We start from the raw sequence: 15,213 nt of genomic DNA on the forward strand, positions 1-15,213 counted from the left end.
CCGCTCAAGCGATCTCCTCGATCTTCGCCGCCAGTTCGGCGCCGGTGAACGGTTCGCGGGCGATGACGGCGATGGTGTCGTCACCCGCGATGGTGCCGACGATATAGGGCAGCGCCGCCCGGTCCAGCGCGCTGGCCAGGTAGTGCGCCGCGCCCGGCGGGGTGCGCAGCACCGCGATGTTGCCGCTGTGGTCGGTGGAGACCAGCAGATCGCCGAGCAGCTTCGCCAGCCGATCGGTGCCGCCGGTGACCCCGCGGATGGGACTGCCGTCCTCGGGCACCACGTAGACCCCCGCGCCCCCGTCGGCCGCGCGCAGTTTGACCGCGCCCAGTTCGTCCAGATCCCGCGAGAGCGTCGCCTGAGTGGTCTCGATGCCCTCGGCCGACAGCAGTGCGGCCAGTTCGGTCTGGCTGCGAACCGCGTGCGCGGTCAGCAGCTCGACGATGCGCGACTGGCGCCCGGCGCGGGTGCGCGCGATCTCCGGACCGGTCACGCCCCACCGTCACTTCGCTTGGCCAGCAACCAGACCAGCAGCGCCTTCTGCGCGTGCAGCCGGTTCTCGGCCTCGTCCCACACCACGCTGTGCGGACCGTCGAGCACCTCGTCGGTGACCTCCTCGCCCCGATGCGCGGGCAGGCAGTGCAGCACCACGGCATCGGCGTCGGCGCGCCCGAGCAGCGCCGAGTTCACCTGGAACGGCCGGAACGGACCGACGCGATCGAGCCCGTCGTTCTCCTGTCCCATCGAGGTCCAGGCGTCGGTCACCAGCGCGTCCGCGCCGTCGGCCGCCGCCTGCGGATCGTCGGTGAGCGTGATGGTGGCGCCGGTCTCGGCGGCCCGCTTGCGCGCCGCCTCCACGATCCACGGCAGCGGTTCGAAACCCGCGGGCGCCGCGATGGTGACGTTCAATCCGGCGGTGACACCGCCGAGCAGCAGCGAGTGCGCCATGTTGTTGGCGCCGTCACCGAAGTAGGCCAGATTGCGGCCCGCCAGGGTGCCCTTGCGCTCGACCAGCGTCTGCAGATCGGCGAGCACCTGGCAGGGGTGGAATTCGTTGGACAGCGCGTTCACCACCGGAACCGTTGCGGTCGCGGCCATTTCGTCGAGCCGGACCTGTTCGAAGGTGCGCCAGACGATCGCGTCGACATAGCGGGACAGCACGCGACCGGTGTCGCCGAGCGTCTCCTCGCGGCCGAGCTGGGTGTCGCGCCCGTCCACCACCACCGCGTGCCCGCCGAGCTGCGCGATGCCCACCTCGAACGAGAACCGGGTGCGGGTGGAGTTCTTCTCGAAGATCACCCCGACCCCGCGTGGCCCCTCCAGCGGCCGTTGCGAGAACGGCGCGTGCTTGAGTTCGGCGGCGAGGGCGAGGATTTCGGCCTGCTCGGCCGGGCTCACGTCGTCGTCGCGGAGGAAGTGCCGGATCGGGGCCGAGGTCCCCGCAGCTGTGGAAGTCATTGCGCCGCAGCCTCCTTTGCGTCTTTGGTGGCGGCGTCGAGGATCCCGGGCAGATCGGCGACGAAGTTGTCGGCTTGGGTTTCGGTCAGGATCAGCGGCGGTGCGAGCCGGATGACGTCGGGCTTGGCCGGATTCACCAGATAGCCCGCCGCCCGTGCCCGCGCCTCGACCTGCGCCGAGATCGAGTCGGTGAGCACGATGCCGAGCAGCAGCCCCGCGCCACGCACCTGATCGATCAGCGGATGCTCCAGCAGTTCGATGCCGTCGCTGAGCCGCTTGCCGACCGACTCGACGTGCGCGAGCAGACCCTCCTCGTCGATGGTGCGCAGCACCGCGAGCGCGGCCGCCGCGCAGACCGGGTTGCCGCCGAAGGTGGTGCCGTGCAAGCCCGGGGTGAGCAGCTCGGCCGCCCGGCCGGTGGCCAGCACCGCGCCGATCGGCAGTCCGCCGCCGAGCCCCTTCGCCAGCGTGATCACGTCGGGCACGATCCCGACGGCCTGGTGCGCGTAGAACTTTCCGGTCCGGCCGATGCCGGTCTGCACCTCGTCGAGGATGAGCAGCGCGCCGTTGCGCGCGGTGATCTCCCTGGCCTTGGCGAGGTAGTCGAACGGCGGAACCACCACACCGCTCTCCCCCATCATCGGCTCGAGGAACACCGCGGCGGTGTCCGTGTCGACCGCGGCCTCGAGCGCGGCGGCGTCACCGTAGGGCACGTGCACCACGCCCGCGGGCATCGGCTCGAACGGCGTACGCTTGGCCGCCTGCCCGGTGAGCGCGAGCGCGCCCATGGTGCGGCCGTGGAACGCCTCCTCGCAGGCGACGATCTTGGGCCGGCCGGTCAGCCGGGCGATCTTGAACGCCGCCTCGTTCGCCTCGGTCCCCGAATTGCAGAAGAACGCGCGTCCGGCGTGCCCGTCGTCGGTGGCGCCGTCGCCGAAATGCGCGAGCAACCGCTCCGCCAATTCGATGACCGGCTCGTTCGCATAGATATTCGAGACATGGCCGAGCGTGCCCAACTGCTGGGTGACCGCGGCGAGGATCGCCGGGTGGGCGTGGCCGAGACTGTTGACCGCGATGCCGCCGAGGAAATCGACATAGCGGTTGCCGTCCGCGTCGTAGACCACCGCACCCGCGCCACGCACCAGCGTGAGCTTCGGGGTGCCGTAGTTGTTCATCATCGCGGCGGACCACCGCTGTTGGAATTCCTGGTCTTTGCTCATTGTTTCGTTCCGTCCGGCGAGCCGGCCCCGGCCGGGGCGGGCGTCACCATCGTTCCGATTCCTTCTCCGGTGAACAGTTCCAGCAGCACGGAGTGCGGGACCCGGCCGTCGATGACATGGGCGGTCGGCACGCCGCCGTGCACGGCGCGCAAGCAGGCTTCCATCTTCGGCACCATGCCCGCGTCGAGGCGGGGCAGCAACTCGGCCAGGGCCGCGGTATCGATCCGGGTGATCAGCGACGAGCGGTCCGGCCACTCGGTGTACAGGCCCTCGACATCGGTCAGCACCACGAGCTTCTCCGCGCCGATGCCCTCGGCGAGCGCGGCCGCGGCGGTGTCGGCGTTGATGTTGTGCACCACCCCGTCGACGTCCGGCGCGATGGTGGAGACCACCGGGATGCGGCCCGCGTCGATCAGATCGAGCACCGCCGCCGGATTCACCTCGCTGACGTCGCCGACCAGACCGATATCGGTCGGCACGCCCTCGACGTCGACGGTGCGGCGGGTCGCGGTGAACAGGCCCGCGTCCTCCCCCGAGATGCCGACCGCGTACGGACCGTGCGCGTTGATCAACCCGACCAGCTCGCGCCCGACCTGTCCGAACAGCACCATGCGTACGACATCCATCACCTCGGGCGTGGTCACCCGGAAGCCGCCGCGGAATTCGCCTTGCAGGCCGAGCTTTTTCAGCATCGCGCTGATCTGCGGCCCGCCGCCGTGCACCACCACCGGATGCACGCCGACGGTGCGCAGGAAGGCCATGTCCGCGGCGAAGGCCCGCTCGAGCTCGGCGTCGACCATGGCGTTGCCGCCGAACTTCACCACCACGATCTTGTCGCGGAACTTCTGCAACCAGGGCAGCGCGTCGGCCAGCACGTGCGCCTTGTCCAGCGCCGAAAGCTCGTGGTGCAGTTGGCCGGTCATGAGCTGTAGGCCGAATTCTCTTCGACGTACCCGTGTGAAAGGTCGGTGGTGCGGATAGTCGCCTGTGCGTCACCGACATTCAGCTCGATGCGCACCTCGATGTCCATCCCGGACAGGTCTACGTCGCGGGCGCCGGGCGCACCGGCACCGTCGATGCACACCGGATTTCCGTTGAACGACACCGAGATCCGGTTCGGATCGAGGGTGACCGGCGCCATGCCGACCGCGGCGAGCACCCGGCCCCAGTTCGGGTCCGAACCGAACAGTGCGGTCTTGACCAGGCTGTCGCGGGCGACCGTACGGGCCGCGGCGACCGCCTCGTCCTCGTTCACCGCGCCCGCCACCGTCACCAGCACCCGCTTGGTGACGCCCTCGGCGTCGGCCATCAGCTGCGCGGCCAGGTCGTCGCACACGGCGAGGACGGCGGCGTCGAGATCGGCCTGGCTCGGGGTGACCTCGCTCGCGCCGTTGGCGAGCAGCAGCACCGTGTCGTTGGTGGAGCAGGAGCCGTCCACGTCGAGCCGGTCGAAGGTGCGCGCGGTCGCGTTGCGCAGCGCCTGATCCAGCTGGTCGGCGCTGACGGCGGCGTCGGTGGTCAGCACCACGAGCATGGTCGCCAGCGAAGGTGCCAGCATGCCCGCGCCCTTGGCCATCCCGCCCACGTTCCACTTGTCACGGTGATGGAAGGCCGCTTCCTTGGGCACGGTGTCGGTGGTCATGATGGCGTGCGCCGCGTCCAGGCCGCCGGACAGGCCGCCGCCCATCTCGTGCACGATCTCGGTGATCGCGGGAATCACCTTGTCCATCGGCAGCCGGTCACCGATCAGGCCGGTCGAACAGACCGCGATCTCCCCCGCGCCGGTTTCCGTGCCCCAATTGCTCAGGGCCGCAGCGAGTTCCTCGGCGGTCTGGTGTGTGTCTTGGAAGCCGCCCGGACCGGTGCAGGCGTTCGCGCCACCGGAATTCAGGATCACCGCGCGCAGCCGCTTACCGGTGAGCACCTGCTGGGACCACAGCACCGGCGCGGCCTTGATCTTGTTGCTGGTGAACACGCCCGCCGCCGCGTACTCGGGCCCCTCGTTGAAAACCAGGGCCAAGTCCGGCTTTCCGCTCGCCTTGATGCCCGCCGCGATACCGGCCGCGCGGAAGCCGAGCGGTCCGGTCACGCCCTGGTTACGTACCAGCCTGCCGTTCGCGTTCGATGCTGCGGCGAATGTCGTCACGGTGCCACTCCTACGGTGGAAAGTCCTGCGGTCTCGTCGAATCCGACGGCCAGATTCATGGATTGCACCGCGGCGCCCGCGGTGCCCTTGGTCAAATTGTCGATCGCACCGATCACCACGAGCAGGCCCGCGTCGGTGTCCACCGCCACCTGCAGGGTGACGGCGTTCGCGCCCAGCACCGCACCGGTCTGCGGCAGTACGCCTTCGGGCAGCAGATGAACGAAAGGCTCGTCGGCGTAAGCCTTCTCATAGACTGCGCGCGCCTGCGCCAGGTCCACCGTGGTCGGCGCGGTGCAGGTCGCGAGGATGCCACGCGGCATCGGCGCGAGCACCGGGGTGAACGACACCGCGATATCGGTGCCGCCCGCCGCCTTCAGGTTCTGCGCGATCTCCGGCGTGTGCCGGTGCGCCCCGGCGATGCCGTAGGCGCGCGCCGAACCCATCACCTCGGAGCCGAGCAGGCCCACGTCGAGTTTGCGGCCCGCGCCCGAAGTTCCGCTCACCGCAACGACATTCACCCGCGGCGCGACGATGCCCGCCGCGACCGCGGGCGCCAGCGCGAGGCTGGCCACGGTCGGATAGCAGCCCGGCACCGCGATCCTTCGCGCGCCGCGCAGCCGCTCCCGGCCGCCGGGCAGTTCGGGCAGGCCGTAGGGCCAGCTGCCCGCGTGCGGGCTGCCGTAGTACTTCTCCCACGCCTGCGCGTCCGTCAAACGGAAGTCGGCGCCGCAGTCGATGATCACCGTCGAGTCGGGCAGCTGGGCCGCGATCGCCGCGGACTGACCGTGCGGCAGGCCGAGGAACACGATGTCGTGGCCGGCCAGTTCGTCGACGCTCGTCGGGCCGAGCACCCGATCCGCCAGCGGCAGCAGATGCGGCTGCAACTCCCCCAATGCCGTCCCGGCATTCGCCCCCGCCGTCAGTGCGCCGATCTCCAGGCGCCCGTCGCGGTATGCCGGGTGCCCCAGCAACAGGCGTAGCACTTCGCCACCCGCATACCCACTCGCCCCGGCCACCGCCACCCGCAGCGCGGGCGCGGTCGACGCCGGCGCGTGCACCGAATCAACCATGTGATGATTATGCACGACCATGCAAGCTCATTCATAGGCAGGGCTGGGTTCCCCACCACCCGCCCGTCATCACAGCCCCCGGCGTGGCACCACATCCACCGTAACGATTCGCCGCCTACCCCGGGGCCGGCCCACCTCAGCAACCCCTCCCGCTACACCGGAAGACCCCCGCCGAACAGCAAGTTCTGCCTCACCACAAGAAGGGGTGTGATCCGAACCACCGGATACAGGTGGCTCCCCGGCTTCACTCCGACCCAGCCTCGACCGCCACCCGCACTGCGGCGACCGGATCGAGTAACCGCCCGACGGCGACCAGCTATGCGAACCCTCGAATCAGCAACCTATCGACCGAACCACCCCCGCCGCGCCCATAGACCCCGAGAGTGCCGTCTCCCCAACTCCGGTCACACAGCCCTACTCTCCGCAGCGTGACCTCATTGCGGGACCGCGCCCTTCGAACGATCGCCCAGGAACTGACCGATTTGTGCGGCCGATGGACCGTCACCGCGAGTGGCGTGCAAGGGCCCGGCGGGACCACCGTGATCCTCGACGAGAGTTACGCCGAGGCCAGCCCAGAGATCCTGCGGATCGGTTTCATCCTGGACCCCGAGCCTGATGCCGAGGTGATCTGGGACCACGTGCACGGTATCGGCACCTCGGTGGAGCAGGCGGTCGAGCGGGCCGCGACCATCTGGGCGCAGACCGTCGGCGCGACGGTCATCGAAATATTCATGCGGAGCAATGAATTCGGCGCGCACTACGGCGCGGACGATCCGGACGGACTGCCGGGGTTTCACCTGGTGCACGGCCCCGCCATCGGCCTGGGCCGCATTCCCGCCGACCCGCTGCAACACTGGCTGATCGACCATCCGGTCCTGCCCGCGCTCGCGACCACGCTCACCCCTGCGCTCACCCTGCCGAACTGGAACGGCATCCGGCTACTGTTCGGCGGCACGACGGGCGCGGAGGTCGCCGAAATCCAAGTCAACGAGACAGTCGTCGTCGCGGCGTCGCAAACCCTCGGCGCTCTGGACTGGCCCCGACTCGGCGAGTCTGCATATGCCCGCGCCTTCCTTCTCGCACACCCGGACCCCCAGGCCGCATGATCACCAGGTAGTGGCGGCATAGCCCGGTAGCCGTCACCACAACCCGGTGCTCAGTTGTCCAACGATGTCTTTGCTCAGCACTTCTCGTAGCGAAGGACGAGGGGGCGCTCTATGAGTCCGGGAATGTTGCCCCGAGCGGTACAGGCACCGACGGTGACCTGCAGCAGCCGATTCCCGGTCGAGTACTTGAAGTAGGAGTCGTCACCACTGATGTCGGCCACCGTGTACCTGATGCCGAGGCCGGACTGCTCGATGGTCGCGAGGTGTTGTTCGGCGAGCGCTTTTCCGTTCTCACGTATGTTCGAGTGGGGTTGCACGGTGATCCCCTCCACGGAGTGCAACACGAGCGCGTGGGGCGGCAACCGGTTGTCGTGCAACCGATCCCACAGCTCCAGCTCGTCCTCGGTGGGATACCGGTTGAGCATGACCAGCGCTGCACCACGTGGCGCGGCGGTCCGGATCGACCACCGCGCGGCTTCGAGGTCGGGGAACTCCTGCCGCACTTTTCGATATGCCGCGCCGACCGCGTCGGCACCCGCAGTGGGCCGCAGCCGCACCGCGATCTCACCGATCCCGTCATCGGCGTTCTTCGAGCTGTCACTGGACCCGTACTCGTAATACCGCCAGGTGCGCGAGGTCCACGTCACCTCGTCCTCGGGAAAAGCGTCGCGCAGTGCGAGCCACCGCGCAACGATGGGCGACGCTGCGTCCAAGCCGCTCTTGCCCACCTTGACCGAGCTCGCGGTGTCACCACGACGGACTTCCAGATCGAGTTCCCAGGGGTCGAAGTCGGGCCGGTGCACTTGGTTTCGGAAGGCCGCGACCACCGCTTCGGCCTGCTCGGCCGTCGCGTCGACGGTCAGCACGACCAGCGTGGCGAAGGTCCGGCCAACCTCGGTGCCGACCCGCTCGACCCCCGGCATGGCGCCGAGCACTGTCCTGATATCCCGCGACTCGTGCGACAGCACCGGACGGTCGTCCATGGTCACATGTTGGGCGCCCCAGCCCAGAACGGTCGACACGAGGACACCGATCAACGCGATGCCCGCCCAGCCGAGCCACGCGCCGCCGTCGCGCCCGTCGACGTAGAGCATGATTCCGGCGACCAGCAACGAAAGGCCGACGCCGACCCACGTCACCCCGAGTGCGAACGGCGCCATGGCTTCTCGGCATTCCAGAGCGAAACAGGCTTTCGTATACACCACCAGCGGCCCGATCACACCGAGCACGGCGACGACGAAGAACACCATCCACGCTACGTGGATCCGGGCGGCGAAGTGCGCCACCGCATCGCGCACAGAGACCGGCATAGAACAGACGATAGTAGGCGATGGGGGGGGTTCGCGCGAGTAATCCTCAAGGCACCTGAGGATGTGCTTTATACGGTGTCTGCCAACGTCTTCCGTGTCAAGTAGTCGAAAGTTGTAGCGCTGGTTATTCACCCGACCGTTAATGCATCGGTAATGTCGACATGCCTGGCCAGCAGCGGGGATTGTCTGCCGCACACGTCAAGCATCGGCAGACATCGGATGTCTTGCGGCGCACCGTGTCTCAGGCTCCGACGGCGCGGAGATTGAGACACGAGAGCGTGGCCGTTTCGCACTCCGATCGGCGTAGTTCCGGATATTGTCTGCCAATGGTGTACGCGATTGCCAAAAGTGCCGGTTTCTATGCGGCGCACGGTATCTGGAGTGTTTCCGACGGCGATATGCTCACTCCGCTGCTCGGTTACGCGGCTGCCGACGGAACGGAAGGCTTGGAGCGCCTGCACTCCGACGACGCCGCCGAGGCGGCCCACCTCGGCGCCGAGCGATTACAGACCGGGCGGCCGAACTGGGTGCGCGCGGTATTGATCGTCGACGCTTTCCTGCACCTGCCGCGCGGACGCACCGACGCCCTGATCATCGATGCCGTCGAGTACACCCCGAGACCACGATCCCTGCGCATGGCCGTGCCGTACCGGCCCCAGTCGGCCACCGCAAAGTTCGCCGTGTACCGACCGAAATTTATTGACAACCAAGGGTTTACCGATCCCGACTACAGCGAGCTGGCAGATTCATTCTACGCGGGCGTCGATTCCCATCACCAGGCCGCGGCGGTCTGGCACGCCCACCTGCTGGACGAATCCGCCTGAGCACCACGCACCCACCGGCGGCGTTCACCGCCGACATCCGTCGAGCAGCAGCCCGATGGTGATGCGCGCGTCATAGTTCGGGTCCGCCCGCTCCGCACCCGCGCAGATGTCTCCGATGGCACGCAGCAACTGGTAGGCGCTCACGTCCGCCACCTCATCCATGCCTTTTGCCGCACAGAGGATTTCGTCGAACACCGGGACGAGCCGGTCCAGGAACAACGCGTGCAGGGCGGTGAAACCGTCGGGATCGTTGCGCAGCGCCGCGGCGAGTCCGTGTTTGGTCACCAGGAAGTCCACGAACAAGTCCACCCATCGGCGCAGTGCCTCGAACGGTGCGGTGGTGCTCGCGAGCAACGCGGGCCCGGCTTCGGCGCACGCGTCGATCTGGTGCCGATAGACGGCGGCGACCAAGTCCGCGCGAGTGGGGAAATGCCGATAGATCGTGCCCATGCCGACCCCGGCCGCCGCCGCGATCCGGCGCACCGGAGCGTTCACCCCGTCGGCGACGAACACCGCGGCCGCGGCGTCCAGCAGCGCCCGCTCGTTGCGCCGCGCATCCGCGCGTTTGGCCGAGGTCTCGGTCGGCAATGTCTCTTCGCCAGCACTCACGCGACGCACCTCTCTCAGGACCACAGTGGCAAAACGGAACATTGCTCCGTATATTCGGAACAGCGCTCCGTTTCGCCAGTCTATCGACTACCCCGGGGCACGCTGCTCAACACGTCCGAAGGGAACCCCATGCCCATCCCAGCTCTGGCCACCACGAATGCCGTCCCCGCGCTGAGCACGCCGATCATCAGCGTGAAGCCGGTCGTCCTGCCCGCACCGGACCGCGGCGACGACCTCCAGGTGCGAATCAGCGCCCCCATCAACGGCACCGACCTCCCGGTTCTGCTGCTCGCGCACGGCTTCGGCAAGTCGATGTCCTCCTACGACCCGCTGGTGGACTTCTGGGCGGGCCACGGATTCGTGGTCGTCCAGCCCACGTTCCTCGATTCCCGCACGCTCGGCCTCACCCCGGAAGACGCGCGCTACCAGCACATCTGGGAGATCCGGGTGCAGGATGTACGGCGCGTGCTCGATGAACTCGACCGCGTCCTCGCCGCCGTGCCGGGGCTCGGCGCGCGCATCGATCCCGAGCGGATCGCCGTCGCCGGGCACTCGTGGGGTGGCCAGACCGTCGGCATGCTGCTCGGCGCCCGCGTTATCGGCGCGGACGGCAATCCGGGCCCCGACCTGACCGATCGACGCGTGAAAGCCGGTGTGCTGCTTGCCACTACCGGGTTGGGCGGCGCGGACCTGTCGCCATTTGCCGCCGAGAACTTCCCCTTCATGAGCCCCGACTTCGACCGACTCCGCACGCCCACCTTGGTCATCGCGGGTGACCACGACCAATCCGCCCTCTCGGCCCGCGGCCCCGATTGGTTCACCGACGTCTACACCTACAGCCCCGGTGCCCGAAGCCTGCTCACGCTCTTCGGTGGCGAGCACATGCTGGGCGGCATCCACAATTACCACGCCGCCGACACCACCGACGAGAACCCGGAACGCGTCGCTCTGGTCCGCACGGCCGCCTGGGCCTACCTGCGCGACGCCCTGGCCCTCGATTCCACCGCGTGGCACGAGATCCAGTCCGACCTCACCCGAGCCACTGCCCCGATCGGCCGCATCGATAACAAATGACCCTCAATCACTGTTCGCGCGGCGCAGCGCCGAGTACAGCAACCAGAGCAGCAATGCGATCGGCGTCAGGACCGCCGCGAACAGGATGCCCCCGAACATTCCGTAGCCGTGCGGATCGAAGAGCACCCCGGTGACGCTGAGCACCACCTCGCCGATGAGCACCGCGATTGCCGCGACGGTGCAGGCGAACGCGCCGAGCACGAGGCGGCGCAGCACGGTTCGCAGGCGGGCTGTTCTCTCCATGTTCGCTCCGCGAGGTCGACGTCACTCCGGGTCAGGCGTGCAGACGGTCAGAAAAGATTTCCGATTCTCGCGCTGGACCGCCGCGGCGTCCATCCACCCGCGCCCGCCGAAAAGGTAACTCGCGGAGGGGTGCTGGGTCGATTCGCGCAGCAGTCGGTCGATATCGACCCTGGCCCCGTAGGACGGCGGCCCGTCGACAGCGACGTGCAGCGAACCCGCCTTGGTCCAGTCGTAGTCGGCGGGCAGCGGTGTGCGGACCTGCAGCGGACCGGTGTCGGGGGCGGGTCGCCCGGCGGAGCTCAGCAGGTCCATGTGCTCTACGAGTACGCCGGGCCGCGGCGCGGTCCACACCTGCTCCGTGCTCTTTCCGGTGCCGGAGTCGAACGTCAAGGTCAAGGCCGTGACGCCGGCGCACGGCGTGCCCGTCCAGAGTTTCAGCACGCCTTCGTCGACGCGGAACCCGGCGGCGGGCGGCAGCGACGGCGCGTACTGCGCCCTGGTATCGCATGCCGCGGTGGCCGCCGCCATGAGCAGCACGGCGCAGGCGACACGCGGCCAGCTAGTACCCGCCATCGGACAGTCCTGCGTCTTTCTCGGTCTCGTCACCGCCGGTGACCTGCTCCCATATATAGGAGGCGACGAAGCCGGTGTGCCCCTCGCGCGCCCACTGCTGGGAGTGGCGCTCCTCGTGGTGCAGCAGCCGGTCCAGGTCCAGCCGTCCACGGTACGGGCCGTTGTCGCCCTCGAACCAGGCGTGGCCCGAACTCGCCATCTCGCGAATCTGCTGCGCCGGCTCCTGCGGGTCGTCGATGTCGACCATGAAGGTATCGCCCCAGGTCGTGCCCGCGTTCGTGCTGAACCGGTCCTGCACGAAATTCCCGCCCAAGCCCATCATCATGCCGTTCGGCGTGGTCGCCAACCGACCGCCGTTGCCGTGCACGAATGCCACATCTTCGTCGTAGCTCCAGGAGTTCTGGCGTTGGCGGTCGGTGATTCGACGCACTTCGTCGGAACTGTACGGGGTCGGTCCGAAATCGGTTTTCTCGCCTTCGGTGCCGTAGTCGGTGCCCGCGTTCAAGATGTAGGTCATCCGCACAGCCTTCGCGGCGTCGGCCGCGCTGATATCGGTCGGCAACAGGAAATACGACTTGAAGATACCGTCGCCGTCTTCGTCCTCCCGGATTTCCTGCAGTCTTTCCAGGATCTTGAAGTCCTCGGGGGTGATGTGGTGGTCCGCGACGATCTGTTTGATCGTGTCGATCGAAACACCCCGGCGCACCGCGTTTTCGAGCCACTGCCGGTAGTAGCCGGAGACGGGTGGCCCGGTCAGCAGCCCGGCATCGCGCAGTGCCTGTTCCATCTCGGCCACTTCGGCGTCGAGTTCCCCGCCCTTTTGCGCACCCGCCAGCGTGGTCGCGCCGTGGTCACTGACCTTGCGATCCTGTGCGAGTTGCAGGACCAGGGCAATGGCAGCGTCGATATTTTTCGCGGTCGTGAGTATCGACCGGGTTTCCCGCACCAACTGCTGCCTGATGGTTTCGCGGTGCCGCCCGGCCTCGGCCCGATCTTCGGCCTCGATGCGCGACCTCGGCGGCGGGTCGGGCGGCTTGTTGTCGACGATGGCGCCGTCGGTGGTGATGCCGAACAGGTAGGAGTCGGCGAGGGCGTCATTGTTGGCGACCCGGGTCTTCAAGGCGGACACGTCATCCGACGCGTTGTGCAGTGCGCGTTCCACCGCAGACAATTCCGCGATCAGGATCTCGGCGTTGTTGCGGGTATCGCCGAGCGAATTGCGAGCGCGTTCACTCGCGGGCCCGTACCAGCTCGGTAATCGCCTGGCATCGTCGAGTTCGTCTTGGAGCCCGATGAGTTTGTCGCGCCGCCCGCGCAGATTGGTGGCCGCGGTGTCGAGCGCCGTGGCGTCCCATTTGCGGACGTCGTCGTAGCCGACACTCATCGCCGGAAAGCCCTTTCGGCCTCTGCCTCGTTCTCGGTGTACAGCTTCACGGCCGCCTGCACCGAATCGTTCCACCGGCCGATCTCCTCGGCCCAGCCCTGCGCGCGATCGTTGAACGTGGACGCCAGAGTGGGTGCGCGCTTGGCTGCGTCCCCACCGGGCAAAGCGGTCGCGATCGCCGCCAACCCGGTACCCGGGCTCACTTCCCGGGCTTGATTCGCCGCGGATCCCGCCGCGTTGCCCGCCGTCCGCAACTGACCGATTTCGACCTCGAACCCGCCCACAGCCCGTGCCACCTATCCCTGAAATGCCGCCAATGCTATCGCCCGTCAGGTTTTCGATCTTGCCCCCGGTTCCGGGGGCCGGGTCGCCCGCCGACGGTCGAAATTCACCCACAGTCGGCAGAAAAGGCAGTGGCGCAACAACTTCCACACAATGAACCGCCACGCTACGGCTCAGCGGTGACCTTCACCCTCGAGATCGGCAGCGCCGACGGAGTACTGGATCGCGTCGATCTGGTCCTGCACCACCTCGGCGCGCGCCACCAATTCGACCCGGTCGGGTTCGGTGAGGCTCTCGGCGCCGAGTTTCTCGAAAACGCAGGAGAGCATCGACCGCAAGTCCTCCAGTTCGCTGTCCTGCTCCATGAGAGCTCACCTTACGGCCGAATCATCCAGAATCTGCCGCACGTCCCGGTCTATGCTGACTGCGTGTTCGATCGGGAGGGTCGGGCACGCCTCCAGCGAGCGGGAATTGCGTTGAACGACAAGGTAACTGAAGACAAATCCGCAGAACCACGCGGGACGGATCGGGCGTTTCGACTACGCCAGATCGGGTGGGCGCTCGCTGTCGTCGCATTGTTCGCGGCAGGAGTGGCGGCATGGTTCACAGCTACCTCACCTCCCCGGTTCTATCGCGTCGACATCGTTCCCACAAAGGTGTTCGTCATGACCCTGCCACTCTGCTGGACGCTGGGGTGGGGGCTCTACAGCAACTTTGCTTTGCGGTTGTTCCCGTACAGGCAGTGGTTGCGCCGCACGATCGGGGCCGTCCTGGTACTGGTGGCGTTGATCTCATGGCCGATTTCGATCGTCTTGTCCTCCGCGGCCGGCAGCCGCTTCGGCACCGTCAAAGCCGTCGAGGTGAGTCCGGATGGACGCTACGAACTTGTCAGCCAGGCCTTCTCGGACGGTTTCGAGCCGTGCTGTCGCGTGCTGTTGCGCGAACGCGACGGATTGTTCAGCAGGCAGACCCTGGCATGGGAGCGCATCGAAGGGAATTGCCCGGTGCGCGCCTACTTCCCGGACAACAACACGATCAGCATCACCGAATGGAAGGGCGGGGCGCCCATGACGACGACCTTCGATCGCGACCGCCTGGAAGTCGCGCAGACTTTGCCGCCGAAAGGGCGCTGATTTCGGCTGGAGGTCCGATAGCTCGCCCGCCGGGGGCGTGGCTACCGGTTCGATACACAGTCGCGATGACAGCATCAGCTCAGTTTGTGGCGCACACCGGGGACTCTTGTCTAGTGTTTGCACTATGACCGCGCAGTTCCCCGATTCGATTCTGTTCCAAGGGGATTCGTTCTCGGTAACCGCGATCGACGGTACGGGATTGTTCGACCCGGTCGCGCACGGTCTCGAGCCGAAGTGGATCCATACCGGCTGCTACCGCGGATATATCTGCCACTACGCCCTCGTCGAGCAGCGGTTGGTCTTGCGGGACCTCCACATCAGGACGGAGGATGAACCAACTCGGCTCAACGGTGTGCCACCACAGCAGGACAAAGACGGCTCGAGTTGCCATTACCGTGGGCTGGATATTCCAGTGGTCTTCACCGGGCGCCTGCTCATCGGGGCCGACGTCATCCCGAACCGCCCGTATCTGAACATGGGATTTACGCCGGCCTGGCTGTACGAGCGGGTCTACGACCGCACCTTGCGCGCCGGGGAACTATTGACCGCCCAGGACTGCTCGGCAGCGGTGGCCGCGACAAGGGCAGAGATCATCACGACGGCCGTCGAGCCCGCGCCAGGCGAATCGACCGGGGACTGGATCACCCGCACGTTCTTATGCAGACTAGCGCCCTCCGGTCGACGACACGAGCAGTGGCCCGACGGGCCGAGTCCCGAGATCCGCCAGGAGATCAGCTAGCTGTGGCCGATCCGCTGACGCGCCTGCCGTACCAGCGGACTT

18 protein-coding genes are annotated in these 15,213 nt (G+C 67.5%); 5 read left to right on the top strand and 13 right to left on the bottom strand.

Features of this window, described 5'->3' with window-relative positions:
- Positions 1-4 precede the first annotated feature (4 nt).
- From TY25_RS33945 to argC, 6 genes are read right to left on the bottom strand one after another with little or no spacing between them, the layout of a single operon-like run.
- The gene (locus TY25_RS33945) at positions 5-493 is read right to left on the bottom strand and encodes an arginine repressor (RefSeq protein WP_014983524.1); all 489 of its coding nucleotides are present in this window, start codon (positions 491-493) and stop codon (positions 5-7) included.
- Positions 490-1,458, bottom strand: coding sequence for an ornithine carbamoyltransferase (argF, locus tag TY25_RS33950; RefSeq protein ID WP_042263254.1), 969 nt, complete (start codon positions 1,456-1,458; stop codon positions 490-492). The genes TY25_RS33945 and argF overlap by 4 nt, the downstream gene beginning before the upstream one ends.
- The gene (locus TY25_RS33955) at positions 1,455-2,678 is read right to left on the bottom strand and encodes an acetylornithine transaminase (RefSeq protein ID WP_042263257.1); all 1,224 of its coding nucleotides are present in this window, start codon (positions 2,676-2,678) and stop codon (positions 1,455-1,457) included. Before TY25_RS33955 ends, argF begins: the two co-directional genes overlap by 4 nt.
- Positions 2,675-3,601 (bottom strand): acetylglutamate kinase, encoded by a 927-nt coding sequence (gene argB / locus TY25_RS33960; RefSeq protein WP_042263258.1) that lies wholly within the window; start codon positions 3,599-3,601, stop codon positions 2,675-2,677. The genes TY25_RS33955 and argB overlap by 4 nt, the downstream gene beginning before the upstream one ends.
- Positions 3,598-4,824, bottom strand: a complete 1,227-nt coding sequence (argJ, locus tag TY25_RS33965; protein WP_042263261.1) for a bifunctional glutamate N-acetyltransferase/amino-acid acetyltransferase ArgJ — start codon at positions 4,822-4,824, stop codon at positions 3,598-3,600. The genes argB and argJ overlap by 4 nt, the downstream gene beginning before the upstream one ends.
- Positions 4,821-5,894, bottom strand: coding sequence for an N-acetyl-gamma-glutamyl-phosphate reductase (argC, locus tag TY25_RS33970; RefSeq protein ID WP_042263321.1), 1,074 nt, complete (start codon positions 5,892-5,894; stop codon positions 4,821-4,823). The genes argJ and argC overlap by 4 nt, the downstream gene beginning before the upstream one ends.
- A gap of 428 nt (positions 5,895-6,322) precedes the next feature.
- Here argC and TY25_RS33975 point away from each other — a divergent pair, with 428 nt between their 5' ends.
- Complete coding sequence (locus TY25_RS33975; protein WP_081869272.1) at positions 6,323-7,000, top strand: DUF6348 family protein; 678 nt, start codon at positions 6,323-6,325, stop codon at positions 6,998-7,000.
- A gap of 74 nt (positions 7,001-7,074) precedes the next feature.
- On the opposite strand, the gene TY25_RS33980 is transcribed toward TY25_RS33975, so the two are convergent.
- The gene (locus TY25_RS33980; RefSeq protein ID WP_042263264.1) at positions 7,075-8,310 is read right to left on the bottom strand and encodes a hypothetical protein; all 1,236 of its coding nucleotides are present in this window, start codon (positions 8,308-8,310) and stop codon (positions 7,075-7,077) included.
- 161 nt (positions 8,311-8,471) lie between these two features.
- On the opposite strand from TY25_RS33980, the gene TY25_RS33985 reads away from it, so the two are divergent.
- Positions 8,472-9,134 (top strand): hypothetical protein, encoded by a 663-nt coding sequence (locus TY25_RS33985; RefSeq protein WP_147296703.1) that lies wholly within the window; start codon positions 8,472-8,474, stop codon positions 9,132-9,134.
- 24 nt (positions 9,135-9,158) lie between these two features.
- On the opposite strand, the gene TY25_RS33990 is transcribed toward TY25_RS33985, so the two are convergent.
- Positions 9,159-9,743: a TetR/AcrR family transcriptional regulator gene (locus tag TY25_RS33990; protein ID WP_042263323.1), complete on the bottom strand. Its 585-nt coding sequence runs from the start codon at positions 9,741-9,743 to the stop codon at positions 9,159-9,161.
- Positions 9,744-9,872: 129 nt separating this feature from the next.
- On the opposite strand from TY25_RS33990, the gene TY25_RS33995 reads away from it, so the two are divergent.
- Complete coding sequence (locus TY25_RS33995; protein ID WP_042263268.1) at positions 9,873-10,817, top strand: alpha/beta hydrolase family protein; 945 nt, start codon at positions 9,873-9,875, stop codon at positions 10,815-10,817.
- 3 nt (positions 10,818-10,820) lie between these two features.
- On the opposite strand, the gene TY25_RS34000 is transcribed toward TY25_RS33995, so the two are convergent.
- From TY25_RS34000 to TY25_RS34020, 5 genes are all read right to left on the bottom strand, one after another.
- On the bottom strand, positions 10,821-11,060 hold the full coding sequence (locus tag TY25_RS34000) for a hypothetical protein (RefSeq protein ID WP_042263270.1): 240 nt from the start codon (positions 11,058-11,060) through the stop codon (positions 10,821-10,823).
- Positions 11,061-11,081: 21 nt separating this feature from the next.
- On the bottom strand, positions 11,082-11,633 hold the full coding sequence (locus TY25_RS34005; protein WP_042263272.1) for a hypothetical protein: 552 nt from the start codon (positions 11,631-11,633) through the stop codon (positions 11,082-11,084).
- On the bottom strand, positions 11,620-13,017 hold the full coding sequence (locus TY25_RS44300; RefSeq protein ID WP_081869273.1) for a WXG100 family type VII secretion target: 1,398 nt from the start codon (positions 13,015-13,017) through the stop codon (positions 11,620-11,622). Before TY25_RS44300 ends, TY25_RS34005 begins: the two co-directional genes overlap by 14 nt.
- Complete coding sequence (locus tag TY25_RS34015; protein ID WP_226887419.1) at positions 13,014-13,313, bottom strand: hypothetical protein; 300 nt, start codon at positions 13,311-13,313, stop codon at positions 13,014-13,016. Before TY25_RS34015 ends, TY25_RS44300 begins: the two co-directional genes overlap by 4 nt.
- Before the next feature lie 159 nt (positions 13,314-13,472).
- Complete coding sequence (locus tag TY25_RS34020; protein WP_042263276.1) at positions 13,473-13,664, bottom strand: hypothetical protein; 192 nt, start codon at positions 13,662-13,664, stop codon at positions 13,473-13,475.
- A 111-nt stretch (positions 13,665-13,775) separates the two neighbouring features.
- Between TY25_RS34020 and TY25_RS34025 the strand changes: the two genes are divergently transcribed.
- Positions 13,776-14,432 carry a hypothetical protein gene (locus TY25_RS34025; RefSeq protein ID WP_236639165.1) on the top strand — a complete coding sequence of 219 codons (657 nt, stop codon included), beginning with the start codon at positions 13,776-13,778 and terminating at the stop codon, positions 14,430-14,432.
- A 124-nt stretch (positions 14,433-14,556) separates the two neighbouring features.
- Positions 14,557-15,171, top strand: coding sequence for a hypothetical protein (locus TY25_RS34030; RefSeq protein WP_042263280.1), 615 nt, complete (start codon positions 14,557-14,559; stop codon positions 15,169-15,171).
- Positions 15,172-15,213: the final 42 nt, after the last annotated feature.

The sequence above is a fragment of the Nocardia brasiliensis NBRC 14402 genome, assembly GCF_000308475.2.
Lineage (GTDB): Bacteria > Actinomycetota > Actinomycetes > Mycobacteriales > Mycobacteriaceae > Nocardia > Nocardia brasiliensis.

Coding starts and splice junctions, on each gene's coding strand:
- argF (WP_042263254.1), bottom strand. CDS start 1,458: ATGACTTCCACAGCTGCGGGGACCTCGGCCCCGATCCGGCACTTCCTC.
- TY25_RS33955 (WP_042263257.1), bottom strand. CDS start 2,678: ATGAGCAAAGACCAGGAATTCCAACAGCGGTGGTCCGCCGCGATGATG.
- argB (WP_042263258.1), bottom strand. CDS start 3,601: ATGACCGGCCAACTGCACCACGAGCTTTCGGCGCTGGACAAGGCGCAC.
- argC (WP_042263321.1), bottom strand. CDS start 5,894: ATGGTTGATTCGGTGCACGCGCCGGCGTCGACCGCGCCCGCGCTGCGG.
- TY25_RS33980 (WP_042263264.1), bottom strand. CDS start 8,310: ATGCCGGTCTCTGTGCGCGATGCGGTGGCGCACTTCGCCGCCCGGATC.
- TY25_RS33985 (WP_147296703.1), top strand. CDS start 8,472: ATGCCTGGCCAGCAGCGGGGATTGTCTGCCGCACACGTCAAGCATCGG.
- TY25_RS33995 (WP_042263268.1), top strand. CDS start 9,873: ATGCCCATCCCAGCTCTGGCCACCACGAATGCCGTCCCCGCGCTGAGC.
- TY25_RS34000 (WP_042263270.1), bottom strand. CDS start 11,060: ATGGAGAGAACAGCCCGCCTGCGAACCGTGCTGCGCCGCCTCGTGCTC.
- TY25_RS34005 (WP_042263272.1), bottom strand. CDS start 11,633: ATGGCGGGTACTAGCTGGCCGCGTGTCGCCTGCGCCGTGCTGCTCATG.
- TY25_RS44300 (WP_081869273.1), bottom strand. CDS start 13,017: ATGAGTGTCGGCTACGACGACGTCCGCAAATGGGACGCCACGGCGCTC.
- TY25_RS34020 (WP_042263276.1), bottom strand. CDS start 13,664: ATGGAGCAGGACAGCGAACTGGAGGACTTGCGGTCGATGCTCTCCTGC.
- TY25_RS34030 (WP_042263280.1), top strand. CDS start 14,557: ATGACCGCGCAGTTCCCCGATTCGATTCTGTTCCAAGGGGATTCGTTC.